Source organism: Chryseobacterium sp. MMO-72 (assembly GCF_037146035.1).
GTDB lineage: Bacteria > Bacteroidota > Bacteroidia > Flavobacteriales > Weeksellaceae > Chryseobacterium > Chryseobacterium indicum.
The window spans coordinates 82,657-103,620 of the sequence record NZ_JBBCWG010000003.1 but is presented as its reverse complement, the minus strand read 5'-3'; the positions used below and the strand labels follow the sequence as shown (position 1 = coordinate 103,620).

22 protein-coding genes are annotated in these 20,964 nt (G+C 35.5%); 9 read left to right on the top strand and 13 right to left on the bottom strand.

Features of this window, described 5'->3' with window-relative positions:
- Window positions 1–79 precede the first annotated feature (79 nt).
- Window positions 80–352: a hypothetical protein gene (locus WFH39_RS05665; protein ID WP_290265926.1), complete on the top strand. Its 273-nt coding sequence runs from the start codon at window positions 80–82 to the stop codon at window positions 350–352.
- A gap of 120 nt (window positions 353–472) precedes the next feature.
- On the opposite strand, the gene WFH39_RS05660 is transcribed toward WFH39_RS05665, so the two are convergent.
- Both WFH39_RS05660 and rmuC read right to left on the bottom strand, forming a co-directional pair.
- Window positions 473–1,240, bottom strand: coding sequence for a TrmH family RNA methyltransferase (locus WFH39_RS05660; RefSeq protein WP_336689119.1), 768 nt, complete (start codon window positions 1,238–1,240; stop codon window positions 473–475).
- Between the two features lie 66 nt (window positions 1,241–1,306).
- Window positions 1,307–2,851: a DNA recombination protein RmuC gene (gene rmuC / locus WFH39_RS05655; protein WP_336689118.1), complete on the bottom strand. Its 1,545-nt coding sequence runs from the start codon at window positions 2,849–2,851 to the stop codon at window positions 1,307–1,309.
- 276 nt (window positions 2,852–3,127) lie between these two features.
- Between rmuC and WFH39_RS05650 the strand changes: the two genes are divergently transcribed.
- Entirely contained in the window at window positions 3,128–3,787 is a 660-nt protein-coding gene (locus WFH39_RS05650) for an SGNH/GDSL hydrolase family protein (RefSeq protein ID WP_336689117.1), read from the top strand.
- Window positions 3,788–3,831: 44 nt separating this feature from the next.
- Here WFH39_RS05650 and WFH39_RS05645 read toward each other — a convergent pair whose 3' ends face one another.
- On the bottom strand, window positions 3,832–4,587 hold the full coding sequence (locus WFH39_RS05645; RefSeq protein ID WP_336689116.1) for a DUF5995 family protein: 756 nt from the start codon (window positions 4,585–4,587) through the stop codon (window positions 3,832–3,834).
- A gap of 142 nt (window positions 4,588–4,729) precedes the next feature.
- On the opposite strand from WFH39_RS05645, the gene WFH39_RS05640 reads away from it, so the two are divergent.
- Window positions 4,730–4,903, top strand: a complete 174-nt coding sequence (locus tag WFH39_RS05640) for a bacteriocin-like protein (RefSeq protein WP_290265937.1) — start codon at window positions 4,730–4,732, stop codon at window positions 4,901–4,903.
- A 37-nt stretch (window positions 4,904–4,940) separates the two neighbouring features.
- Here WFH39_RS05640 and WFH39_RS05635 read toward each other — a convergent pair whose 3' ends face one another.
- The 4 genes from WFH39_RS05635 to WFH39_RS05620 all read right to left on the bottom strand — a co-directional run bounded on the left by WFH39_RS05635 (window position 4,941) and on the right by WFH39_RS05620 (window position 7,910).
- Window positions 4,941–5,675: a hypothetical protein gene (locus WFH39_RS05635; RefSeq protein WP_336689115.1), complete on the bottom strand. Its 735-nt coding sequence runs from the start codon at window positions 5,673–5,675 to the stop codon at window positions 4,941–4,943.
- Between the two features lie 12 nt (window positions 5,676–5,687).
- Window positions 5,688–6,152, bottom strand: a complete 465-nt coding sequence (locus WFH39_RS05630; RefSeq protein WP_336689114.1) for a YciI family protein — start codon at window positions 6,150–6,152, stop codon at window positions 5,688–5,690.
- 10 nt (window positions 6,153–6,162) lie between these two features.
- Window positions 6,163–7,341 carry a nicotinate phosphoribosyltransferase gene (gene pncB / locus WFH39_RS05625; protein ID WP_336689113.1) on the bottom strand — a complete coding sequence of 393 codons (1,179 nt, stop codon included), beginning with the start codon at window positions 7,339–7,341 and terminating at the stop codon, window positions 6,163–6,165.
- A gap of 92 nt (window positions 7,342–7,433) precedes the next feature.
- On the bottom strand, window positions 7,434–7,910 hold the full coding sequence (locus tag WFH39_RS05620; protein ID WP_336689112.1) for a Dps family protein: 477 nt from the start codon (window positions 7,908–7,910) through the stop codon (window positions 7,434–7,436).
- Window positions 7,911–8,333: 423 nt separating this feature from the next.
- Between WFH39_RS05620 and rpsL the strand changes: the two genes are divergently transcribed.
- The 6 genes from rpsL to WFH39_RS05590 all read left to right on the top strand — a co-directional run bounded on the left by rpsL (window position 8,334) and on the right by WFH39_RS05590 (window position 13,284).
- The gene (gene rpsL, locus WFH39_RS05615; RefSeq protein ID WP_027381287.1) at window positions 8,334–8,747 is read left to right on the top strand and encodes a 30S ribosomal protein S12; all 414 of its coding nucleotides are present in this window, start codon (window positions 8,334–8,336) and stop codon (window positions 8,745–8,747) included.
- A gap of 23 nt (window positions 8,748–8,770) precedes the next feature.
- On the top strand, window positions 8,771–9,247 hold the full coding sequence (gene rpsG / locus WFH39_RS05610; protein ID WP_214588325.1) for a 30S ribosomal protein S7: 477 nt from the start codon (window positions 8,771–8,773) through the stop codon (window positions 9,245–9,247).
- 6 nt (window positions 9,248–9,253) lie between these two features.
- On the top strand, window positions 9,254–11,371 hold the full coding sequence (gene fusA / locus WFH39_RS05605; protein WP_214588326.1) for an elongation factor G: 2,118 nt from the start codon (window positions 9,254–9,256) through the stop codon (window positions 11,369–11,371).
- 17 nt (window positions 11,372–11,388) lie between these two features.
- Window positions 11,389–11,694 (top strand): 30S ribosomal protein S10, encoded by a 306-nt coding sequence (rpsJ, locus tag WFH39_RS05600; RefSeq protein WP_002661363.1) that lies wholly within the window; start codon window positions 11,389–11,391, stop codon window positions 11,692–11,694.
- 124 nt (window positions 11,695–11,818) lie between these two features.
- Complete coding sequence (locus WFH39_RS05595; protein WP_336689111.1) at window positions 11,819–12,655, top strand: GLPGLI family protein; 837 nt, start codon at window positions 11,819–11,821, stop codon at window positions 12,653–12,655.
- 128 nt (window positions 12,656–12,783) lie between these two features.
- Window positions 12,784–13,284, top strand: coding sequence for a low affinity iron permease family protein (locus WFH39_RS05590; protein ID WP_336689110.1), 501 nt, complete (start codon window positions 12,784–12,786; stop codon window positions 13,282–13,284).
- Window positions 13,285–13,305: 21 nt separating this feature from the next.
- On the opposite strand, the gene WFH39_RS05585 is transcribed toward WFH39_RS05590, so the two are convergent.
- The 6 genes from WFH39_RS05585 to glpK all read right to left on the bottom strand — a co-directional run bounded on the left by WFH39_RS05585 (window position 13,306) and on the right by glpK (window position 20,945).
- Window positions 13,306–16,014 (bottom strand): hypothetical protein, encoded by a 2,709-nt coding sequence (locus WFH39_RS05585; RefSeq protein ID WP_336689109.1) that lies wholly within the window; start codon window positions 16,012–16,014, stop codon window positions 13,306–13,308.
- A 131-nt stretch (window positions 16,015–16,145) separates the two neighbouring features.
- Window positions 16,146–17,123 (bottom strand): hypothetical protein, encoded by a 978-nt coding sequence (locus WFH39_RS05580; RefSeq protein WP_336689324.1) that lies wholly within the window; start codon window positions 17,121–17,123, stop codon window positions 16,146–16,148.
- Window positions 17,123–17,536 (bottom strand): hypothetical protein, encoded by a 414-nt coding sequence (locus tag WFH39_RS05575; protein ID WP_336689108.1) that lies wholly within the window; start codon window positions 17,534–17,536, stop codon window positions 17,123–17,125. The genes WFH39_RS05580 and WFH39_RS05575 overlap by 1 nt, the downstream gene beginning before the upstream one ends.
- 348 nt (window positions 17,537–17,884) lie before the next feature.
- On the bottom strand, window positions 17,885–18,685 hold the full coding sequence (locus WFH39_RS05570; protein WP_336689107.1) for a hypothetical protein: 801 nt from the start codon (window positions 18,683–18,685) through the stop codon (window positions 17,885–17,887).
- Window positions 18,686–18,699: 14 nt separating this feature from the next.
- Complete coding sequence (locus WFH39_RS05565; RefSeq protein WP_116095820.1) at window positions 18,700–19,431, bottom strand: MIP/aquaporin family protein; 732 nt, start codon at window positions 19,429–19,431, stop codon at window positions 18,700–18,702.
- Between the two features lie 17 nt (window positions 19,432–19,448).
- The gene (gene glpK, locus WFH39_RS05560; RefSeq protein WP_336689106.1) at window positions 19,449–20,945 is read right to left on the bottom strand and encodes a glycerol kinase GlpK; all 1,497 of its coding nucleotides are present in this window, start codon (window positions 20,943–20,945) and stop codon (window positions 19,449–19,451) included.
- Window positions 20,946–20,964: the final 19 nt, after the last annotated feature.

Sequence of the window (20,964 nt, the reverse complement as noted above, 5' to 3'; positions counted from 1 at the left end):
CTACCTTTGTCTTGTTCAAATAACAGAACAGAGAAAAGATTTTATAAAACAATATTAACAAAATTAAATTTAATTTATTATGAAAAAGTCATTATTCGTAGCTGCTATCGCTGCAATCTCTTTAGTTGCTTGTAAAAAAACTGAAGCTAACACTACTGAAGCTACTGCTGATTCTGCTACTACAGCTATCGATTCTACAGCTAAAGCTGCTGATTCTACAATCACTGCTACTGTTGATTCTGCTAAAGTTGCTGTTGATTCTGCTAAAGCTGGAGTTAAAGAAGTTGCTAAAGATGCTAAAGCTGAAGTTAAGGAAGTTGCTAAAGACGCTAAGACTGAAGTTAAGAAATAATCTAAGCTTAAAAATAAAAGAACCGTTTCACTCAGTGGAACGGTTTTTTTATGCTTATATTGTAATGATTGTCAAGAAATCTGATCACGATTAACAATCAACCAATCTCCAACAGCCAAATTATCCCTTCTTCTGTTTCAGTGTTTCGTAGCACGTGATTGCTACCGCATTGCTCAGGTTTAAAGAATCAATACTTCCTGCCATCGGAATCAGTGTATTTTTTCCTTTTCCGATCCAGAAATCACTTAATCCCGAATGTTCTGTCCCGAATAAAACGGCAGATTTCTGCTTGAAATCTCTTTTGTAAAGATCTTCGGCAGTTTCATCCATAATCGTTGTATAAATATTGAAATTATTTTTCTGAAGAAAATCTAATGTTTCATGGTTTTCTGCCTGAAAAACTTCCATTCCGAATAAACAACCGACACTTGAGCGGATTACATTCGGATTATAAAAATCGGTTTTCCCGTCTGAAATAATCAAAGCATCAATTCCGAAAGCTTCACAACTTCGCAAAATAGCCCCCAGATTTCCCGGTTTTTCAACACCTTCTACAATAATAATGGTAGAATCTTCCTTTGGTTTAAATAAAGAAAGATCCGCTTCTTTTGTTTTGTAAACGCCGATAATTCCTTCCGAAGTTCCACGATAGGCGATTTTTTCGTATACTTTTTCGCTGACAAGATGAATTTTTCCTTTGGGAAGTTCTTTCTGAAAAATACTTTCACAGATAAAAAATTCCAGCGGTTCAAAATGATATTTCTGAGCACGGTCGTTTTCCTGCTGTCCTTCCACCACAAAAACATCCGATTTTTTACGGAATCTGTTATCGGTAAGAAGTTTTGTAATGTATTTTACTTTTTCGTTCTGAAAGCTTTCTATTAACATCCTGCAAAATTAGTTAAAATTTACAGTTAAATAAAAAACCTCAGAGCTGATCTGAGGTTGTAAATTTTATTCTTCTAAATTTTCCAAAGTGGTTTGAGAACTTTCAATTTGATTTTGTAAAGAATGTAGTTGTGAAATTTCTTCATTAGCTTTTGCGCGAGTTACTAAATTCTCCGGTATAGCTTTTGTAGCTTTAGCACCCATTACTTTTAGTTTTTGTACTGCTGTAACTAAATTTCCTCTTCCTTCAACAAGTTTGTTCATTGCTCCTTCGTATTCAGTTTTCGCTTCTTCCATTTTTTTTCCAACTTTTAATAAGTTTGTAACAAAACCTTCGAACTTATCATATAATGCACCTGCTTGACGAGCAATTTCAATAGCATTGTTTTGTTGCTTCTGATTTGTCCACATACTGTCTATCGTTCTTAAAGTAGCTAATAATGTTGATGGGGTCACAATTACAATGTTTCTTTCGAATGCTTTATTATATAATTGGCTATCTTCAGCTAATGCAATTGCGAAAGCGGGTTCTATAGGAATAAAAAGAAGAACAAAGTCAGGACTTTCCATTTCATATAAATTATGATAATTTTTGGTGCCTAATTGTTCAATATGTCTTTTTAATGAATTAATGTGTTCTTTTAAAAATTGTGTTCTTATTTCATCGCTTTCCTCATTTATATATTTTTCATAAGCAACCAAAGATACTTTTGAATCAATAATCATTTTTTTTCCATCTGGAAGATTCACAATAACATCTGGCTGGACGCGATTTCCATCACCAGTTAAATGACTCTTTTGTATTTCATATTCTCTACCTTTTTCAAGTCCTGATTTTTCTAAAACTCTTTCTAGAACTAATTCTCCCCAATTTCCCTGGATTTTGCTATCTCCTTTTAATGCTTTTGTCAGATTGAGAGTCTCTTTGCTCATTTGGGCATTTAAATCTTTTAATCCAATAATCTGTTCTCTCAAAGCTGCATGATAATCAATGCTCTCTTTATGAGTCGTTTCAACTTTTTTCTCGAAATTATTAATTTTTTCTTGTAAAGGATTTAATAAGTTTTTAATATTTAATTGATTTTGCTCCGTGAATCTTTCAGATTTTTCCTCTAAAATTTCATTGGCTAAGTTTTTAAACTGCAGTTTCGCTTCTTCCTGAATTTTTGCGATTTCTTCTTTCTGCGTCTGCAAAGATTTCTGTAAGCTTTCGTTAATTGCGGAAAGCTCCGAGTTTTTTGCAAACAAAGTCTGTTTTTCTGTTAAAAGATTTTCGATCTGAAGATTCTGTTTAGCGCTAAATTCTTTCTGTTCGGAAAATTGAGTGTTTAAAGAAGCGTGTTCCGCAGAAATTTTGGCAAATTCATTTTTCAGGTCATTAAGAATGTCGCTCTGCTGTGCATTGATTTCTTTTTCCCTGCTGATATTTTGTGTTAATTCCTGAATTTTCTGATTTGAATTTTCTAAATCGGAACTGTTTTTAATGTGTAAATTATTGAGTTCATCGTAAGAATTCCTCGAAACGGTAGACGATTTCTGGGCGAAATATAAAATAACCGCACCAAGAATTCCTCCGGCTATAAATCCTATAATTAAATATGTCATCTCCATTTTTCAAAATTACAAAAAGGAAAATTGATTTCTTTTATGGAAAACCGTAAGTTTTATATTAGAAATTATTTTTTTTCAACCGCAAAACCTGCAAGAGATCATTATAATATGTTGATTACGATATTCAAATCTTTCGGTATAATAAAAAATTAAAAATCTTTTGTGACATTGTGGTTAAAAATTAATCAACTAAAAGTTTTGGTTTTTTCGGGAAAGATATTTGCAGGATCAATTTGTTTTCCGTTATTTCATCTTTTCAAATCAAAAATAAGTTTCATGAAATTCTTAAGCATTGCAGCGGTTATGTTTTCATCCATTTTTTCAGCGCAGGATTTTGCCAATTATGCTAAATATGAAAAGCAAAATCAGGAAGTTTTAGCCAAGAAGACAATTCCCAATACTGTTTTTATGGGGGATTCTATTACGGAAGGCTGGTTTTCTACAGATCCTTCATTTTTTACAAAGAATAATTTTGTCGGAAGGGGGATTAGCGGACAGGTGACTTCGCAGATGCTTTTGAGATTCCGTGAAGATGTTATCAATCTAAAACCGAAACGCGTTATTATTCTTGCCGGAACAAATGATATTGCGGAAAATCAGGGACCGATTTCTCTGAATAAAGTTTTTGGAAATATTGTTTCGATGGTGGAACTTGCAAAAGCGAATAATATAAAAGTGGTACTTTGTTCGGTACTTCCTGCTTATGATTTCGGCTGGAGAAAAGATATGCATCCGGCGGAAAAAGTAATTGCACTGAACAAAATGATTGAAGCGTATGCGAAAAAGAACAATATTCCTTACGTAGATTATCATTCCGAAATGAAAGATTCCCGAAACGGACTGGATAAAATCTACACCGAAGACGAAATTCATCCTACAGCAAAAGGCTACGAAAAGATGGAAGCTATTCTTATGAAAAAACTTGGTAAAAACTAAGAGTCTTACTTTAATTAAATTAATTGTAAGGTTACATAAGAAAGTTAAATATTTTTGGTAGAAGCCAAAATTTCAATGTTTTTCACCACGTCATTGCTCTCGCATTTTTTCAATTCCTTTAATAAAGAAGGAGTCAGGATTTTAGGATTCAAAATTTGGGTGGCAACTTTTGCTGCGGCATAATCTACGATTCCGATTACGTTTTCTCTCAGAAAGTTGGGTGTATTCGATGCAATAACGGCGGTTGCCCATGAAGTATCTCTCGCTTTTGAAATGGCAAAGTCCAGAACAGCGTTGTCTTTTCCGTTGGAAAGTTTGTCAATTAATTCTACTGGATAACAAATCTTGTTTAAAGAATCCTGAACTTTCTGGTTAATGGAGGCAATCACATTGTTGATGTTTTCGAAGTCTTTTTTCAGCGGGTTGATTTTTCGGTAAGGCATAATGGAAGCAGCGGAAATTCCTAAATCGAGATTGATGTGTGCATTCATGCCTAAGAAAATATGCTGTAAGATAAGCAGATTTTTATTTTTTGCGGCTTCAAAAGCAATAAACCATGAGTTGGTGCATTTTTGTCCTTTCGAATAAGCTTCCCACGCTTCAAGATAACGTGTGGCAAAAGCAATATCCAGTACAATCATTCTCGGATTGTCTTCAAATTTTTTCTGCTGAATTCCTTTCAGAACCTGTGCTGTCATAATTCTGTAGGTACAGGCAAAATATCCGACCGGACTTTGATTTTCTTTCGCCCAGATGATGATTGCGTCTAATTTTTTCAGAACTTCTTCTATGGTTTTCATAATGTTTTGTTTTTTATAAAGATAAGAAAACCTTGTGTAAATTTTTGTGTGAAAATATTTTGTATATTTAAATCTCTATAAAAGGAATTATTATAGAGGTGTCCAAAAATCTTAAGAGTAGGAGCAAATTAAACAAAATACTATGAAAAATTTAAAGTCTTTAAACAGAAAAGAGCTGAAAGCAATTGCAGGTGGCGCTTATGAAAACTGCCAAGTTCCTTTAGAATACGGAGTCTGTAATCCGGGATATATCTTCTGCAGTAATCCTTATTGTTGTGTACTTGCGCGTAAACCTTATATTTGCATTGATTATTAGAAAAAGCTGGCTGTCATAATTTTGACAGCCTGTTTTTTTATTTTTCGTAATACGTTATTTGAACTTTATTATCATGAAGTTTCATAATTCCTTTTTGGGGATGTTGGAAATACAATTCAAGATCATTCTCTGCTTTTTTAACAATAATGGGTTCTGAATAAAAAATCTTTTCAGGAAGTTCAGTTACTGTTTCAAACCGGTTATTTTTTAATTCTGAAATGGTTGTTTTTGTTCCGTCAATACCTGAAATTATTGAATACAGCTTTTTATTATAAACGAAACTTGATATAATGAGAACTCTGGTTGTATCAAGAATTTTTTTTGTTCCTAAAGTTGATTCTGATTCATATTCCCGAGTTATAATATCGGGATGATAAACCGGAATCTTCTTGGTGATTTCCATTTTTTCAGGATCTGCAATTTCAAGAATCTTTGAAAATCCCGTCATGTGTGCTAAAGAATTCGAAACGTAATATTTTCCGTTTATTTTATTTACAGAAACAGGGCAGGTTGCCACTGCATAATGAATGATGTTGTTTTGTCTGTTTTTAAAATAAACAGTTCCTCCCCATTCACCAGAGCAGCTTTTCCGCACTTCGTATTTTTCATCTTTATAAAGTAATCCTGAAAAATTAGTCTCCTCTGCTTTTAAGTGCTTAAGTTCATCAATAATATTTTTTGAAACATGATTTATTTTTACTTCAAATACGGAAGATTTATTCTTGCAGTTGATTAATAATAGTAACAATAAAACGTAAGATAATTTTCTCATTGACCTTAGTAATTAAGGATTTTCTTTTGCAATTTCCTCATGGTGCTTCAGGTATAAAGGCAGAGCTGCCGATCCGTACCATGGTAAGATTTCATATCCGAAGACTCCTGCTTTTACGGCGGGATCTGTTTTAACCCATGATTCTGCTTCTTCTTGGGATTTTGTATTGAAGATGAACATCCCTTCAAAATTTTGTTTGTTATCTGAGGTAAACGATCCTGCCACTATAACTTTTCCTTCTTTAGCAAGTTTTCCGATGTTGGCTAAATGTTCTTTCATTAATTCAGCCATTTTTGTCCTGTCTTCAATTTTTGTAGTTCCTGTCGTCAGTATTACGATTACGTACGGCTTCATTCCGTATTTATCGGCTCCCAGTTCTGTAGCTAATTTTTCGTTGAACTTCGGTTTTTCTGTAGTTTTCTGAGCAAACGAAAATGCTGTTGCAAAAATTGAAGCTGATAAGATAATTTTTTTCATCATTTCTGTTTTAATCTTTTATTCTTAAAAATTCTTTCGCCAATTCAATCATTTTAGGATCTCCGGTATATTTTCCGTGTTCATCGGATAATTTTACGGTTGGAATCCATTCTTTATTCGGAGCCTGAACGCCGATAAGCTTCATGACGATATTCATCGGTTTTAAGCCGACATCGTTGGTAAGATTAGTTCCGATTCCGAAAGAAACTCCGATTTTTCCTTTGCAGTAATTGGTGATTTCTTCTACTTTTTCAAGATTTAAACCATCTGAAAAAATAATATATTTGAATAGCGGATTAATGCCGTGTCTTTCATAATGGGCAATGGTTTTATCTGCGAATTCCAGAGGATCGCCGCTATCGTGACGAACACCATCGAAGAGTTTTGCAAACTTTTTATCAAACTGCTGAAAGAAAACATCCGTTGTGTAGGTATCTGAAAGGGCAACTCCCAAATCTCCACGGTAAACGTCTACCCAGTGTTCCAGAGCCAGTTCGTTTGCCATCTTGAAACCATATTCTGCTGCGTGGAACATAAACCATTCATGAGCATGGGTTCCGATAGGTTTTACATTGTATTTCATGGCGAAATGTACATTGGATGAACCAATAAATGTAGAATTTTTCTTCTGTGTTAAAGCCTCCATAACCAGATTCTGAACTTTATGGGAATGTCTTCTGCGGGTTCCGAATTCTGCGAAATTAACGCCCAGTTTTGCCAATGTTTCTGCTTTTTCCAAGGTTTTATTCATCACTACTTCATTGGAATCTCTTTCCATATGGTTCATTTCGTAGTGGAGCTCGCTGATGAGTGCGAGTAAAGGAACTTCCCAAAGAATTGTTCTGTACCAGAGTCCTTCAACCGTTACAGAAAGATCGCTTCCTTCCTGATGAATTTTAACTTCGGAAGGATCATAATGATAGCCTTCCAGAAAATCTAAGTAGGGAAGATCAATGTAAGGGCAGGTTCTTGCCATAAATCTTTTTTCATCTTTCGTCAGCTTCAGTTCTGCCATTTTATTAACCGCTTCTCTTAAAGCAACATCGAAACCTTCAGGAAACTGATGTTTTCCGCGGTTGATGAATTCATATTTTACTACAGAGCTTGGGAATAATTTTACTACCGCATTCTGCATGGTTATTTTGTAAAAGTCGTTATCTAAAATGGAGTTTAATCGTACGTTGTGCATAATTGTGTAATTTATACGCAAATATAGTTATTAAAAATAAAATCACCTAAATGTAAGGTGATTTTTTTACTTTTTAAGGAAAATTTTTTTCTTTACTTCCCAAGATAAGAATTGTACATCCATACTTCTTTTTCCTGTTCTGTAATGTAGTCACTCATCTGAGAGTTTGTTCCTTCGTCTCCGGCTGCATCAGTAATATCTAAAAGTTCTCTCTGAAGATCAATGACTACTTTGAATGAATTTAAAATGTTTTCAACACTTTTCGTAGCATCGCTTACTTCCACGCTTTCTTTTATGGTTGATACTTTCAGGTAGTCTGAATAATTGTGAGCCGGTGTAGCACCCAGTGTTAAAATTCTTTCTGCAATTTCATCAATCTTTAAAACAAGACTGTTGTATAGTTCCTCAAATTTAGGGTGAAGTGTAAAAAACTGATCTCCTTTAATGTTCCAGTGAGAGCCTCTTGTATTCTGATAAAATACGGAATAGTTAGCTAAAAGAATATTTAATTTTTCTGAAATCTTTTTGCAGTCGGTTTCTTTAAGACCGATAATGTGGGCGTTTTTCATATCTCTATTGTAGTTTATTTTTCTGAAACAAAATTAAGTAAATATTGTGCCGAAAATGCGGTTTCGTGATTGATGATACTTATCTTTGATATTTTTAGAATGAATTTAAATATGGCAGTTTTTGCATTCTAATTTGCAACACCATTTTTCTATATACATATTATATATTAGAATCAAAAATTGTAGATAATGATGCTGGAGTCGCTGCTTATTTTAACAATATCCATTTGTATTAATAAAGAATCTGTATAAACTTCAAATAATTCAGGCATTTTGGGTGGAACAGAAATGTTCGTGTTGCAATTGTTGATAAACCATAAGTATCTGTTAATTAAATTTTAAATAAAAATATTATTTCTATATAACTGCTTGTTAATTAAAAAAATATTACTATTTTTGCACCCTAAAATAAAAAGCAATTAAATGCCTACTATTCAACAATTAGTAAGAAAAGGAAGAGCCACGCTTGCCAAGAAGAGCAAATCGGCTGCCCTAGATTCTTGTCCACAAAGACGTGGTGTATGTACGAGAGTATATACTACTACACCTAAGAAACCTAACTCTGCACTAAGAAAAGTTGCTAGGGTAAGACTTTCTAACGGTAAAGAAGTGAATGCCTATATCCCGGGCGAAGGACACAATCTTCAGGAGCACTCGATAGTATTGGTTAGAGGCGGAAGGGTGAAAGACCTACCGGGAGTACGTTACCACATCGTAAGAGGTGCATTAGACACTGCAGGTGTAAATGGAAGAACGCAGAGAAGATCGAAGTACGGAGCTAAGAGACCTAAACCAGGTCAGGCACCAGCTGCACCAGCAAAAGGAAAGAAAAAATAATCATTAAATAAGGTACAGAAACAATGAGAAAGACGAAAGCGAAAAAAAGACCGTTGTTACCAGATCCAAAATTTAATGATCAGTTGGTAACGAGATTCGTAAACAATTTAATGCTTGACGGTAAGAAGTCAATCGCATTCAAAATTTTCTATGATGCATTGGATATCGTAGAAACTAAAAAAGGAGATACTGAAAAAACAGCCCTTGAAATCTGGAAAGATGCATTAACAAACGTTATGCCTCACGTAGAAGTACGTTCTAGAAGAGTAGGTGGAGCTAACTTTCAGATTCCTATGCCAATCAGAGCAGATAGAAAAATTTCTATGGCAATGAAATGGTTAATTAGCTACTCTAAAAAGAGAAATGATAAGTCTATGGCTTTGAAATTAGCTAATGAGGTAGTAGCTGCTTCAAGAGAAGAAGGTGCTGCTTTCAAAAAGAAAACAGATACTCACAAAATGGCGGAAGCAAACAAAGCTTTCTCACACTTCAAATTCTAATCTGAAATGGGAAGAGATCTTAAATTTACAAGAAATATTGGTATTGCTGCTCACATTGATGCAGGTAAGACTACCACTACAGAAAGGATTTTATTCTATACAGGTGTAAACCACAAAATTGGAGAGGTTCACGATGGTGCTTCTACAATGGACTGGATGGAACAGGAAGCAGAAAGAGGTATTACTATTACTTCTGCTGCAACTACTTGTAACTGGAATTTCCCAACAGATCAGGGTAAGAAATTACCTGAAACAAAACCTTATCACTTCAACATTATCGATACACCGGGACACGTTGACTTCACCGTAGAAGTAAACAGATCTTTGAGAGTATTGGACGGTTTGGTATTCTTATTTTCTGCAGTAGACGGAGTAGAGCCTCAGTCTGAAACCAACTGGAGACTTGCTGACAACTACAAAGTTGCGAGAATGGGATTCGTAAACAAAATGGACAGACAGGGTGCTGACTTCTTGAACGTTGTAAAACAAGTAAAAGAAATGTTAGGATCTAATGCAGTTCCAATCGTTTTACCAATCGGTGCTGAAGAAGATTTCAAAGGAGTTGTAGACTTAATTAAAAACAGAGCGATCATCTGGGATGAAGCAGGACAGGGAGCAACTTATGAAGTAGTTCCGATTCCTGAAGACATGAAGGATGAAGTTCTTGAATATAGAGAGAAATTAGTAGAAGCGGTAGCTGATTATGATGAGACTTTGATGGAGAAATTCTTCGAAGATCCGGATTCAATTTCTGAAGAAGAAATCAACGAAGCTTTAAGAAAAGCGACTATCGATCTTTCTATCATCCCAATGACTTGTGGATCTTCTTTCAAAAACAAAGGAGTACAGTTCATGCTTGATGCTGTTTGTAAATATCTTCCTTCTCCACTAGATAAGGATAATATCAAAGGAACAGATCCAAGAACTGACGCTGATATCGAAAGAAAACCATCTGTTGAGGAACCTTTCGCTGCATTAGCTTTCAAAATTGCTACTGACCCATTCGTAGGTAGATTAGCATTCTTCAGAGCTTACTCAGGAAGATTGGATGCTGGTTCTTATGTACTAAACACAAGATCTGGTAATAAAGAAAGAATCTCAAGAATCTATCAGATGCACGCAAACAAGCAAAATCCGGTTGAGTATATCGAGGCTGGAGATATTGGTGCTGCTGTAGGATTTAAAGATATTAAAACAGGAGATACATTATCTGATGAAAAGAACCCAATCGTTCTAGAATCAATGATCTTCCCGGATCCGGTAATCGGTATCGCTGTTGAGCCTAAAACGAAAGCTGACCAGGATAAAATGGGTAACGCTTTAGCAAAATTAGCTGAAGAAGATCCAACGTTCCAGGTTAAGACAGACGAGGCTTCAGGACAAACAATCATCTCTGGTATGGGTGAGCTTCACTTGGATATCATCGTAGACCGTATGAGAAGAGAGTTCAAAGTAGAGGTTAACCAAGGTCAGCCGCAAGTAGAATACAAAGAAGCTCTTACACAAAAAGCTAACCACAGAGAAGTTTACAAAAAACAGTCTGGAGGTAGAGGTAAGTTCGCAGATATCGTATTCGAAATCGGTCCTGCAGACGAAGGTAAAACAGGTCTTGAATTCATCAACGAAATTAAAGGTGGTAACATTCCTAAAGAATTTATCCCTTCAGTAGAAAAAGGATTCAGAGAAGCAATGAAGAACGGTCCTTTAGCTGGATTTGAGGTTGAATCTATGAAGATTACATTGAAAGATGGATCTTACCACCAGGTTGACTCGGATCAGTTATCTTTCGAATTGGCTGCAAAGTTAGGTTTCAAAGAATCTGGTAGAGCTGCTAAAGCGGTTATCATGGAGCCAATCATGAAGCTTGAAGTAGTAACTCCTGAAGAGTACATGGGTGATATCGTAGGTGACCTTAACAGAAGAAGAGGTACTGTAAACGGTATGGACGACAGAAACAACGCTAAAGTTATCAAGGCTTTCGTTCCGCTTTCTGAAATGTTTGGTTATGTAACTTCTCTTAGAACGTTATCTTCAGGTAGAGCAACATCTTCTATGGAATTCGAGAAATACGAAGCTGCTCCTACAAACGTTGCTGAAGAAGTAATCGCTAAGGCTAAAGGTTAATATTAAATTAGATTAAAATGTCACAAAGAATCAGAATAAAACTTAAATCCTACGATTACAACTTGGTAGATAAATCTGCAGAGAAAATCGTAAAAACGGTAAAGGCTACTGGTGCTGTTGTAAACGGACCAATTCCATTGCCAACCAACAAGAGAATCTTCACAGTGTTGAGATCTCCACACGTAAACAAGAAAGCAAGAGAGCAGTTCCAGTTATCAGCTCACAAGAGATTGATGGATATCTACTCTTCTTCTTCTAAAACTGTGGATGCTCTAATGAAGTTAGAACTTCCTTCAGGTGTAGATGTTGAAATTAAAGTGTGATAATTGCATACTTTGCAATGATTATATAAAATCCGTTCCTTTCGAGGAGCGGATTTTTTTAGTTTTATCCAATTTTATGAAGAGAAAGGTCATTGCTGTTATGTATATTTACGAAAATATTCTTATGAAAAAACTCTTACTTTTAACAGTCTTGCTTTACATATCGTTATCAGCGCAGACTCATCGGTTTATTTATGATGTAGCTTATCGTCCTGATTCAACTTCTGCTGAAGTAAGGAAAGCCAACTATTATCTTGATATTAATCCGGATGAAACATTCTATTATGAAAGATCTTTTTTTGTCAGTGATTCTATAGAAAAAGTTTCCGGGTTAAGGACGTTTAACGGGAAGGTTACAGATTTGCTCAGTAAAAAGATTAAAACAAAACAATATGTTCTTTACAGTATTCAAAGCTACGATGTTTACAAATTAATAGATGAACCTAAAATAAATTGGAAAATTGAAAAGGAAACTAAAGTTTCATCTTCCATTCAAGCTCAGAAAGCTACGGCAAGATTTGGTGGCAGAAACTGGATCGCATGGTTTGCAAAAGACTTTCCTTTTCAGGAAGGACCATATAAATTTCACGGTTTACCGGGAATGATTATTGAAATTTATGATGATAAAGAAAATTATCATTTCTCTTTGAACAGATCAGAAAACTTAACCGAAACACAGTTGATAAGCTTCTATAAAAATGCAAAATCAAGAGGAATAGAAATTCCATATTCTAAATACAAATCCATGTTACTAAGTTATTATCTTGATCCAATAAAATTTATCAATAACGGTGACGTGAAAATTGACGAAAATAACAAATTAGGACTGGATGATGGCAGAATCATTTACAAACCGGAAGAACTTCGGCAATATACTTTTGATGAACAGCATAGAATTAAAAAATATAATAATCCAATTGAAGTGGATAAAGCAGTGAAGTACTCTGAAGTAAAAAAATAATATTGAAATATAAATAACATCAGGAATATCATTTGGATAATTAATCTAGCGGATATAAAAATTACAATTTTACATTGGCTTTTTCGGCGGAATTTTTGATGCTTATTAACTTACTAATACAACGAAAAATGGCAAGATCAGATAAAAGTTTTTTCGAAAAATTCTCAGATTGGGCAACAAAATTTACAGGGAGTTCTTACGCTTTCATCGGGGCGACCTTAATCGTCATTATATGGGCAGTTTTAGGACCTGTTTTTAACTATTCCGAAACATGGCAGCTCGTTATAAATACAGGGACAACTATTATCACTTTTCTCATGGTATTTTTAATTCAGAAAGCACAGAATAAAGATTCCAAAGCCATTCAGATCAAATTAAATGAATTGATCGCAGCGAATGAAAAAGCCAGCAACAGGATTGTTGATATTGAAGATTTAACGGAGAAAGAACTCGATCAGCTTCATTGTTACTATGAAAAACTGGCAGATTTTGCAGAAGAAGATGAAGATATCCATTCTTCACATTCTATTGATGCTGCCAAAAGAAATCAGGATTACAAGCACGATTTTTTCAGAAAAAAACATGAAGAATGGCTGCAGAAACAGAAACAAAAAAAGGAATCGATCTGATTCCTTTTTTTATTAAACATTCTATTTCATAAAATACCCGAAATAAGAACAGCTTCCCATCAGATTTTTTGCAGTCTCCGTATCGGCATACTGCGTTTTCAGCATGGCAAAATACGTTCTGTATTTCTGATTTTTAATCTGATCTAACTGCTTTTGGAAAGCATCTGTTTTCTCGCTCCATTTTGGATCCGAATAATCTACGTTCGAAGGATTTTTAGTTTCATACTGATAATATTTCCCTTGTTCCGCACTTGCCATCTGAAACAGAATTCTTGCTTTTTGCTCTTTATCCGTTGATGTATTCAATGCTTTTTTATAATAATTAATTGCCAGATCAAAATTATCAGGTTCAATAAAAGTAGTACTCGTAAAGTTTTTATAATAGTACTGATAAGGCGTTTCATTGTCGGTGCTCCAGAAATTATATTTTCCGCCATTCGTATTGTCAACATCCATCACAAATAACTGTCTGTAATATCCCAAAGAAGAAGTATTGTAAAGAAGATTTCCAATGAGCTGATTGGCTTTTGTTGATTTTTCGTCCTTACCGCTTCCTATTTTTTTAAGCTGAATTAAAGCATCTGTCAATTCAAGTTTATTCATCATAGGTTTAATGAAAGAAAACTGAGAAAAATCTTCCTTCACCATACTTTCTTCAGGCGCACTCTGATAACTTTCCCAAACATTATGTCCGAAAACAAGATCCGAAATACTTCTGAAACCATTGTATTCTGAAGCTCCGTATTGATGAGGCGTTTTTTTCTGAGAATTCCCGTCCCAGTCATAATTGATTCTAGGAATTCCTGTGAAATTCTGAGCTTTTGTGTAGTATGATTTAGCTTTCTCAAAGTCTGCCTGTCTCATGGCTCTGTCACCATAAATCACTGCAAAAAAGGCATCGATATTTCCTACATCATCAATATTTTTAGCAATAATCTGTTCCTCGAATTTCGTTTTGTTCGGCTTTCTGTAAAAATCTTCCACACTTTTTACCAGACTGGAGTTGGGGTTGTACTGAAGGTCAGAAAGCGTATTGCTCATCAGGAAAGATTTTCCGTCTTCACCCTGCAGGAAATAACGGTTGGCAAGAACATCTTTCAGGAAATCTTTTGTAGAAGGAAGCTCACCATAATAATCATATTCTGTTTCCGTACTGTCTTTTTTAGGCTCCTCCGGTTTATCCACAAAATATTCAGCATAATCTTTCATTAAATGATCTTCGAAATCCGCATCAATTTTAGGCTGGGAAACAATATTATTCAGAACCTTCATTCTTTTAATCTGTTCCTGATATTCCGGATTGCTGGTTTGGATGTCTTCTAAAATCTCTGTACTCGCTTTATAATCTTTTTTAAGGAATTTCAGATAAGCATCTGCAATTTGCCAGTATTCGTCCTTAGATTTCTCTTTCGTTTTGCTTGTGAATTTTTCCAGATCATCTAAGAAATCTTTCGTCTGATCGTCATAGTAATAATTATTCTTGTTGAAAACCGGAATTCTGTTCGGGTTGTCCAGCAATTCATCATCGCTTTGATCTGCTTTCGTTTCAGCACTCGTTTTATCTTTAACGCCGAATAACTTCTTAAAAAAGCGCACAATTTTCTGCCAGAACGATATTTTTTCCTCTTTAGGAGCTTCCGCAGCTTCAGTTTTAGGCTGATCCGTTGTAGTGTTTGCAGAGACTTTTACCGCAGTTTTTTCATTATTGTTGGTGTAATAATAAATCGGAAGATAGTTTCTTTCCAGTTCATTGATGCTCCTCACCGCCATCACTTTCAGAATTTCAGAATCAGGATCTATTTCAAACATTTTCTCCATAATCGGAATCGGATTGTTGAAATCTTCATAGCCTAAAAGAAAATAAGCCATGTTTTTTTCTTCATTCGTTCCCGCTCTTTTCATAATATTATTAAAAGAAGCAGTGTCCGAAAGTTTCATAGACACGAAGGCAGACTCTTTACGGCTTTTACTGTTCATAAAGACCTGAAAGAAATTCCAGTTGGCATCACTTTTCAGATCCAGTCCGCGTTGTGCACCCGCCAATTGATCGAGAGCCATAAAATAGGTTGCTCCTCTTAATTTTATGGGTTCAACATAATTCTTGAAAGCTTCAATCGCTGCTTCGTAATTTCTTGTATAATGGTTGAAACGCACCAATTGATATCCGTAACGCTGCTTAATTTCAGGATTTTTTGCCGCATTGTAAAGAGAGGTTAATGCCGTGATGGTTTTATTGTAATCAAGATTTGTTGCATTTTGTGAACCTTCGCTTTCACGGTAATAAAATGAATCCGGACTTTCAACGTAGTTGATTTTCATGTACGGTTCAAGATATTTTGCCTCAATCAGATAATCAATCGCTTCCTTATATTTAGAATAGAAACCAGATCCGAGTTTTGTAAGAAGCTGATTGTTCGTGCTGCCATTTTTCAGAGCATTCAGATCATTGATGTTCATTTTATTCACCAGATAATCTGTCTCCGCGAAAGTCAGTTGATTATTAAAGAATTTTTTCCAGGTATCCACATTTTCATTAGGAATCTGGGATTGTTTAAAATCAGTATAAAATCTTGTTGAATAGCTGTGAAGAAAAGGCAGGTACGATTTATCCTTGATGATACTCTGCGTAAACAGATTGAAATATTCATAATCCGGATCAGACCATGCGCACGCTTCAGTTTTACTGTAAAAAAGCGATAGAACCGCAAGCGAAAGAAAGTACTTTTTCATTTTGTTAATGGTGTTTTTTTAAGTTATAATGGTAATGTATATTCTCAAATTATTCTTACGCTCAATCATTTAAGAAATCCGTAAGAGCTCTTTTTAAACATGAGACAATTTACGCAGAATTTTAATTGGATTTACAAGTTAAAGTTCTGATCTGTAACAAATTTACTGTCTAACTGATAATAAATAATATCGAAATTGTTTATTTTTTTCTCCAGAAAACGGATAACTTCCTGAAGCTGCTCATCTGAAATCTCTTCAATTTTTATTCTGAAACCTTTGTTCAGATAACTTCCGAAATAAAATCCGTCCTTCTGTATTTCAATTTCTGTGTCGGATATTCTCTTGAAATCGGGGTTTTTAAGATCCTTTTCAGACAAAGCATTAATCAGTTTATGTTTTCCCAAATGATTGGTTACGATTCCCCACGAATAAATCGGTAAGGCAACCTCAATTTTTTTAACAGGATAATCTTCCAGCTTGGAAAGATAATTTTTCAGAGTATTAACATCAAGGATAGAATTTTTATCTGAGTTTTCCAGCGGTGAAGAAGTGGAGTAGCACATCAGAAATACCTGCTCAACCGGTGGAATTCCCATGATATTTTTATCTTTTACCTGATGAAGACGAAGTGTGCAGGTTACCGTTTTTTTTGAAACCTCCTTTAATTTTTTCAGAAATTTAAAATAGTCATCACGGGTTCCTGCAGTCCAGTCGCAGTCAATTTGTATTTGATTGTCCGTTTTCAGCTGATATTCTGAAGACTTTTTTGTAATTAAATCATTAATACTTTCTGCAAGAAACTGTATTTCCTCATTGGTAATGTTGAGAAACGCACGGTTTGTAATAAAAACCGTCGGAACAATATTTTTATCATTGCTGAAACTCTGATCCTTAGTAATAACTCCGACAGGCTGAAATTTCCCGTCCAATTTATCAACATCAAAAAAACGCGTATATAAATAAGGATCGGTTGCTTTTTGTAAAACGTCTTTCTCTGTTTTGTCTAAAGCTAAACGGGTTTTCCAGTAATAAAAAGTGTACGGATGAGACTGTTTTTTACCACAGGAAACAACGAGAAATAAAATTAACAGAAGTTGAGACGCTTTCATCATTGGTATAATATTCCTGAGCATTCGCAATTCGTTTTTTCCATTTCAGAAACTGGACAGCAATCGTCTGACTTTCTTACTTTTCCGTTTTCATCCGTCAGGTAAATTTTTTCTTTATCAAATTTCACGTAAAATGTTTCATTATAGGTCTTAAAATAAACTTTCATCACTTTCGGATCATATTTTCCGGCATTGATTTCTTCTTTGGTTTCTGTTCCGTCTGCCTGATTGATCTGTATAAAACCGAAATAGACATCGCCGTTATCTTTTATGTTGATATAATAGCTTGGTGTTCCGGAGCAATTTGTTCCATCTTCTATATTGAAATCTCTTTTCCCGAGAAACGGAACTTTCGACTGCGCCAATGAAAGTAAGGAGAAGAGAAAGAAGAATAGAAATAAAAGTTTTTTCACGAGTAAATTTTTCTCAAAATTAAAAATATCCTATCAAAAATTACACCGTAAAATCACGGTGATTACTTTTATGACAAGATTTTGTAAAGTTTAATTTTACTCTTCGTTTTACTTTTTATGAACGAAGTGCCATTGTCTATCTTTAAAATACGATATATTTAAAAATACTCTTTGTTTAACTTAGCGATTAAACTAAACGCAAAGAAAGATAAAGAAAATTCAAATTATTAACACCGTAGATTTAGATAAACAAAGGCGTTTCACTTATTTTCGAAAAACAAAGTTTTTTAACAAAAGCAAAAAACCACCTCAAAAAGAGATGGTCTGTACATTACTAACAATTAATTTTTAAAATACCGTTGCAGCTAATTGAATTCTTGCAAACTTATTGGAAGGATTCCACATTGCCATCATGGAAACAGGCAGGCTGTAATGATCGGTAATTTTTACCGTTTTACTTGCCTTCACGCCTACATTTACGATATCAAAACTGTTTTCTCCGTTTCCGTAAAGAAATCTTTTATCATTTAAGGCAAATCCGGCTCCTACAAACGCATCCAGATTTACTTTTTTATCTTTAATAACAGGATAACTCGCATGAATATACGTTGAGTATTTATTCTTTTTAAATGTTCCGTCAGATTCCAGGACCACTTCTCCTGCATTAGCTCCTCCATACAGCATAATATCTGCTTCAATATTTAAAGGAAAAGAAGCTCCAAAAGTATAATTGGTTCTCAAATCAATAATGTGTGCCGTTCTTCTGTTGGAATAATTAAAAATATCATCCGAAGCCACCGCAGTGTTTATATTTCTTGAATTAAATAAATCCCACAATCCAATGTAAAATCTTCCGTTGGAAAACTGTACATAATAATTGATTTCTTTATAATGTGTATTGTCTTTATCGTCCGCTAGAGCAGATGCTCCCCAAATCCCGACTTTCCATTTTTTGTCTTTATCCAAAGCATAAGAAAGATTTCCCATCACAACCGGCTTATCGGTAATTATTAAGCCTCTCCAAAGATGGTTATTCTGAATATTTGCGGTAAAATCCAGTCTGCTTTCTTCCGCTGTTTCTTTATTTTCTTGGGCAAAAAGAGTTCCTGTACCTGATAAAATCAGGCATAAATAGATTAGTTTTTTCATAAAGTAAAGTGTTGTTAGCTCAGAATTCCGTGAAGTAACGCAGCAAGTCCTGCTCCGATGATTGGTCCTGCAATGGGAATCCATGCATAACCCCAGTCACTGCTACCTTTTACCGGAAGAAGAGCATGCATAATTCTTGGTCCGAGGTCTCTTGCCGGATTAATAGCGTAGCCTGTGGTTCCTCCTAAAGAAAGACCGATTGCCCAGACTAATAAAGTTACCGGTAACGCTCCTACACTTCCTAATCCTATTTTTGCGGTTGGATCATTATTTAAAGTCATACTTGGATCTGCAAAATGAAAAATCACAAACACCAAAACGAAAGTTCCGATAATTTCGCTGATTAAATTGGAAACAGGTTTTCTGATGGCAGGTCCTGTACTGAAACATGCAAGTTTTGCCCCTTCATCTTCTGTAATGGCAAAATGATCTTTATTAAAAATCCAGACCAGAGATGCTCCCAACATTGCCCCGATCATTTCTCCGGCAATATAGGTGGGAACAAGATCCCATGAAAATTTTCCTGCGAAAGCCAATCCTAAAGTCACTGCGGGATTCAGGTGCGCGCCGCTTACGGGGCCTGCAACGGTTACCCCCACAAAAACTGCCAGAGCCCAAGCGGTGGTAATTACAATCCAGCCGGAATTGTTTCCTTTTGTTCCTTTCAAAACAACATTGGCTACTACGCCGTTTCCTAAAAGGATCATCAGCATTGTGCCGATTATTTCTGCTGTAAATGGAGTCATAGTTTTATTTTAAAAGGTTAATCTTCGATCCAGTTTTGAGAACGCTGTACCGCTTTTGTCCACGTTTTTACCATCTTTTCTACTTTTTCTTTTTCCAATTGCGGATGGAAATCTTTATCAATGATCCATTGAGACTGTATTTCATCAATGTTTTTCCAGTATCCTACTGCAAGTCCGGCAAGATAAGCCGCTCCCAAAGCCGTTGTTTCCAGAGTTTTTGGTCTTGTAATCTTAAATCCGAATAAATCCGACTGAATCTGCATCAGCAAATCGCTTGCAGAAGCTCCGCCATCTACTCTTAATTCTAAACTTTCCGTTCCGGAGTCAGCTTCCATTGCTTTTACAATATCATACACCTGGAAAGCAATGCCTTCCAAAGTAGCTCTTGCGATATGTCCGTTTGTGGTTCCGCGGGTTACCCCAACGATCGTTCCGCGGGCATACTGATCCCAGTGAGGAGCGCCTAATCCAGTTAATGCAGGAACAAAATAAACTCCGCCGTTATCTTCAACCGATTGTGCAAGTGTGTTTACTTCTTCCGCAGAATGAATTAGTTTTAAACCGTCTCTTAACCATTGAATGGCTGCTCCGCCCACAAAAACGCTTCCTTCCAGAGCATAATTCACTTCGCCATTAATTTTCCATGCAACGGTCGTCAGTAAATTGTTTTTAGATAAAACAGCTTCTGTTCCTGTATTCATTAAAAGAAAGCAGCCTGTTCCGTAGGTATTTTTTACCATTCCCGGAGTCGTACACATCTGTCCGAATAATGCAGCCTGCTGATCTCCCGCAATTCCTGCAATCGGAATTTTTGTGGAGAATAATGTAGTGGCTGTTTCTCCATAGATTTCACTGCTTTGTTTCACTTCCGGTAAAATCGCTCTTGGAATGTTGAAAAGTTCCAGTAAATCATTGTCCCATTCTAAAGTATGAATATTTAAAAGCATGGTTCTGCTTGCATTCGAAACATCGGTGATGAACATCTTTCCGCGCGTAAGTTTCCAGACGAGGAAAGTGTCTACTGTTCCGAAACATAATTTTCCGGCTTCTGCTTTTTCTCTTGCGCCTTCTACATTGTCTAAAATCCATTTCAGTTTTGTTGCTGAAAAATAAGCATCCAGTACAAGACCTGTTTTTTCTTTGATTTTCTCAGCATGTCCCTGTTCTTTTAATTCGTCACAATATTTAGACGTTCTTCTGTCCTGCCAAACAATGGCATTATACACAGGTTCTCCGGTTTCTTTATCCCATACAACGGTGGTTTCACGCTGGTTGGTAATTCCGATGGCGGCAACTTCTCTTCCGGAAATTCCGGCTTTGGCAATGACTTCTGCTGCTACGGAAACCTGAGAAGACCAGATTTCATTGGGATCGTGCTCTACCCAACCCGGTGTAGGAAAGATCTGTTCAAAACTTTTCTGAGAAACAAATTCAATTTCTCCGCTGTGATTGAATAAAATGGCTCTCGACGAAGTCGTACCTTGGTCCAGAGCGAGAATCAACTTTTCACTCATGCTGTAATCGTAAATTAAG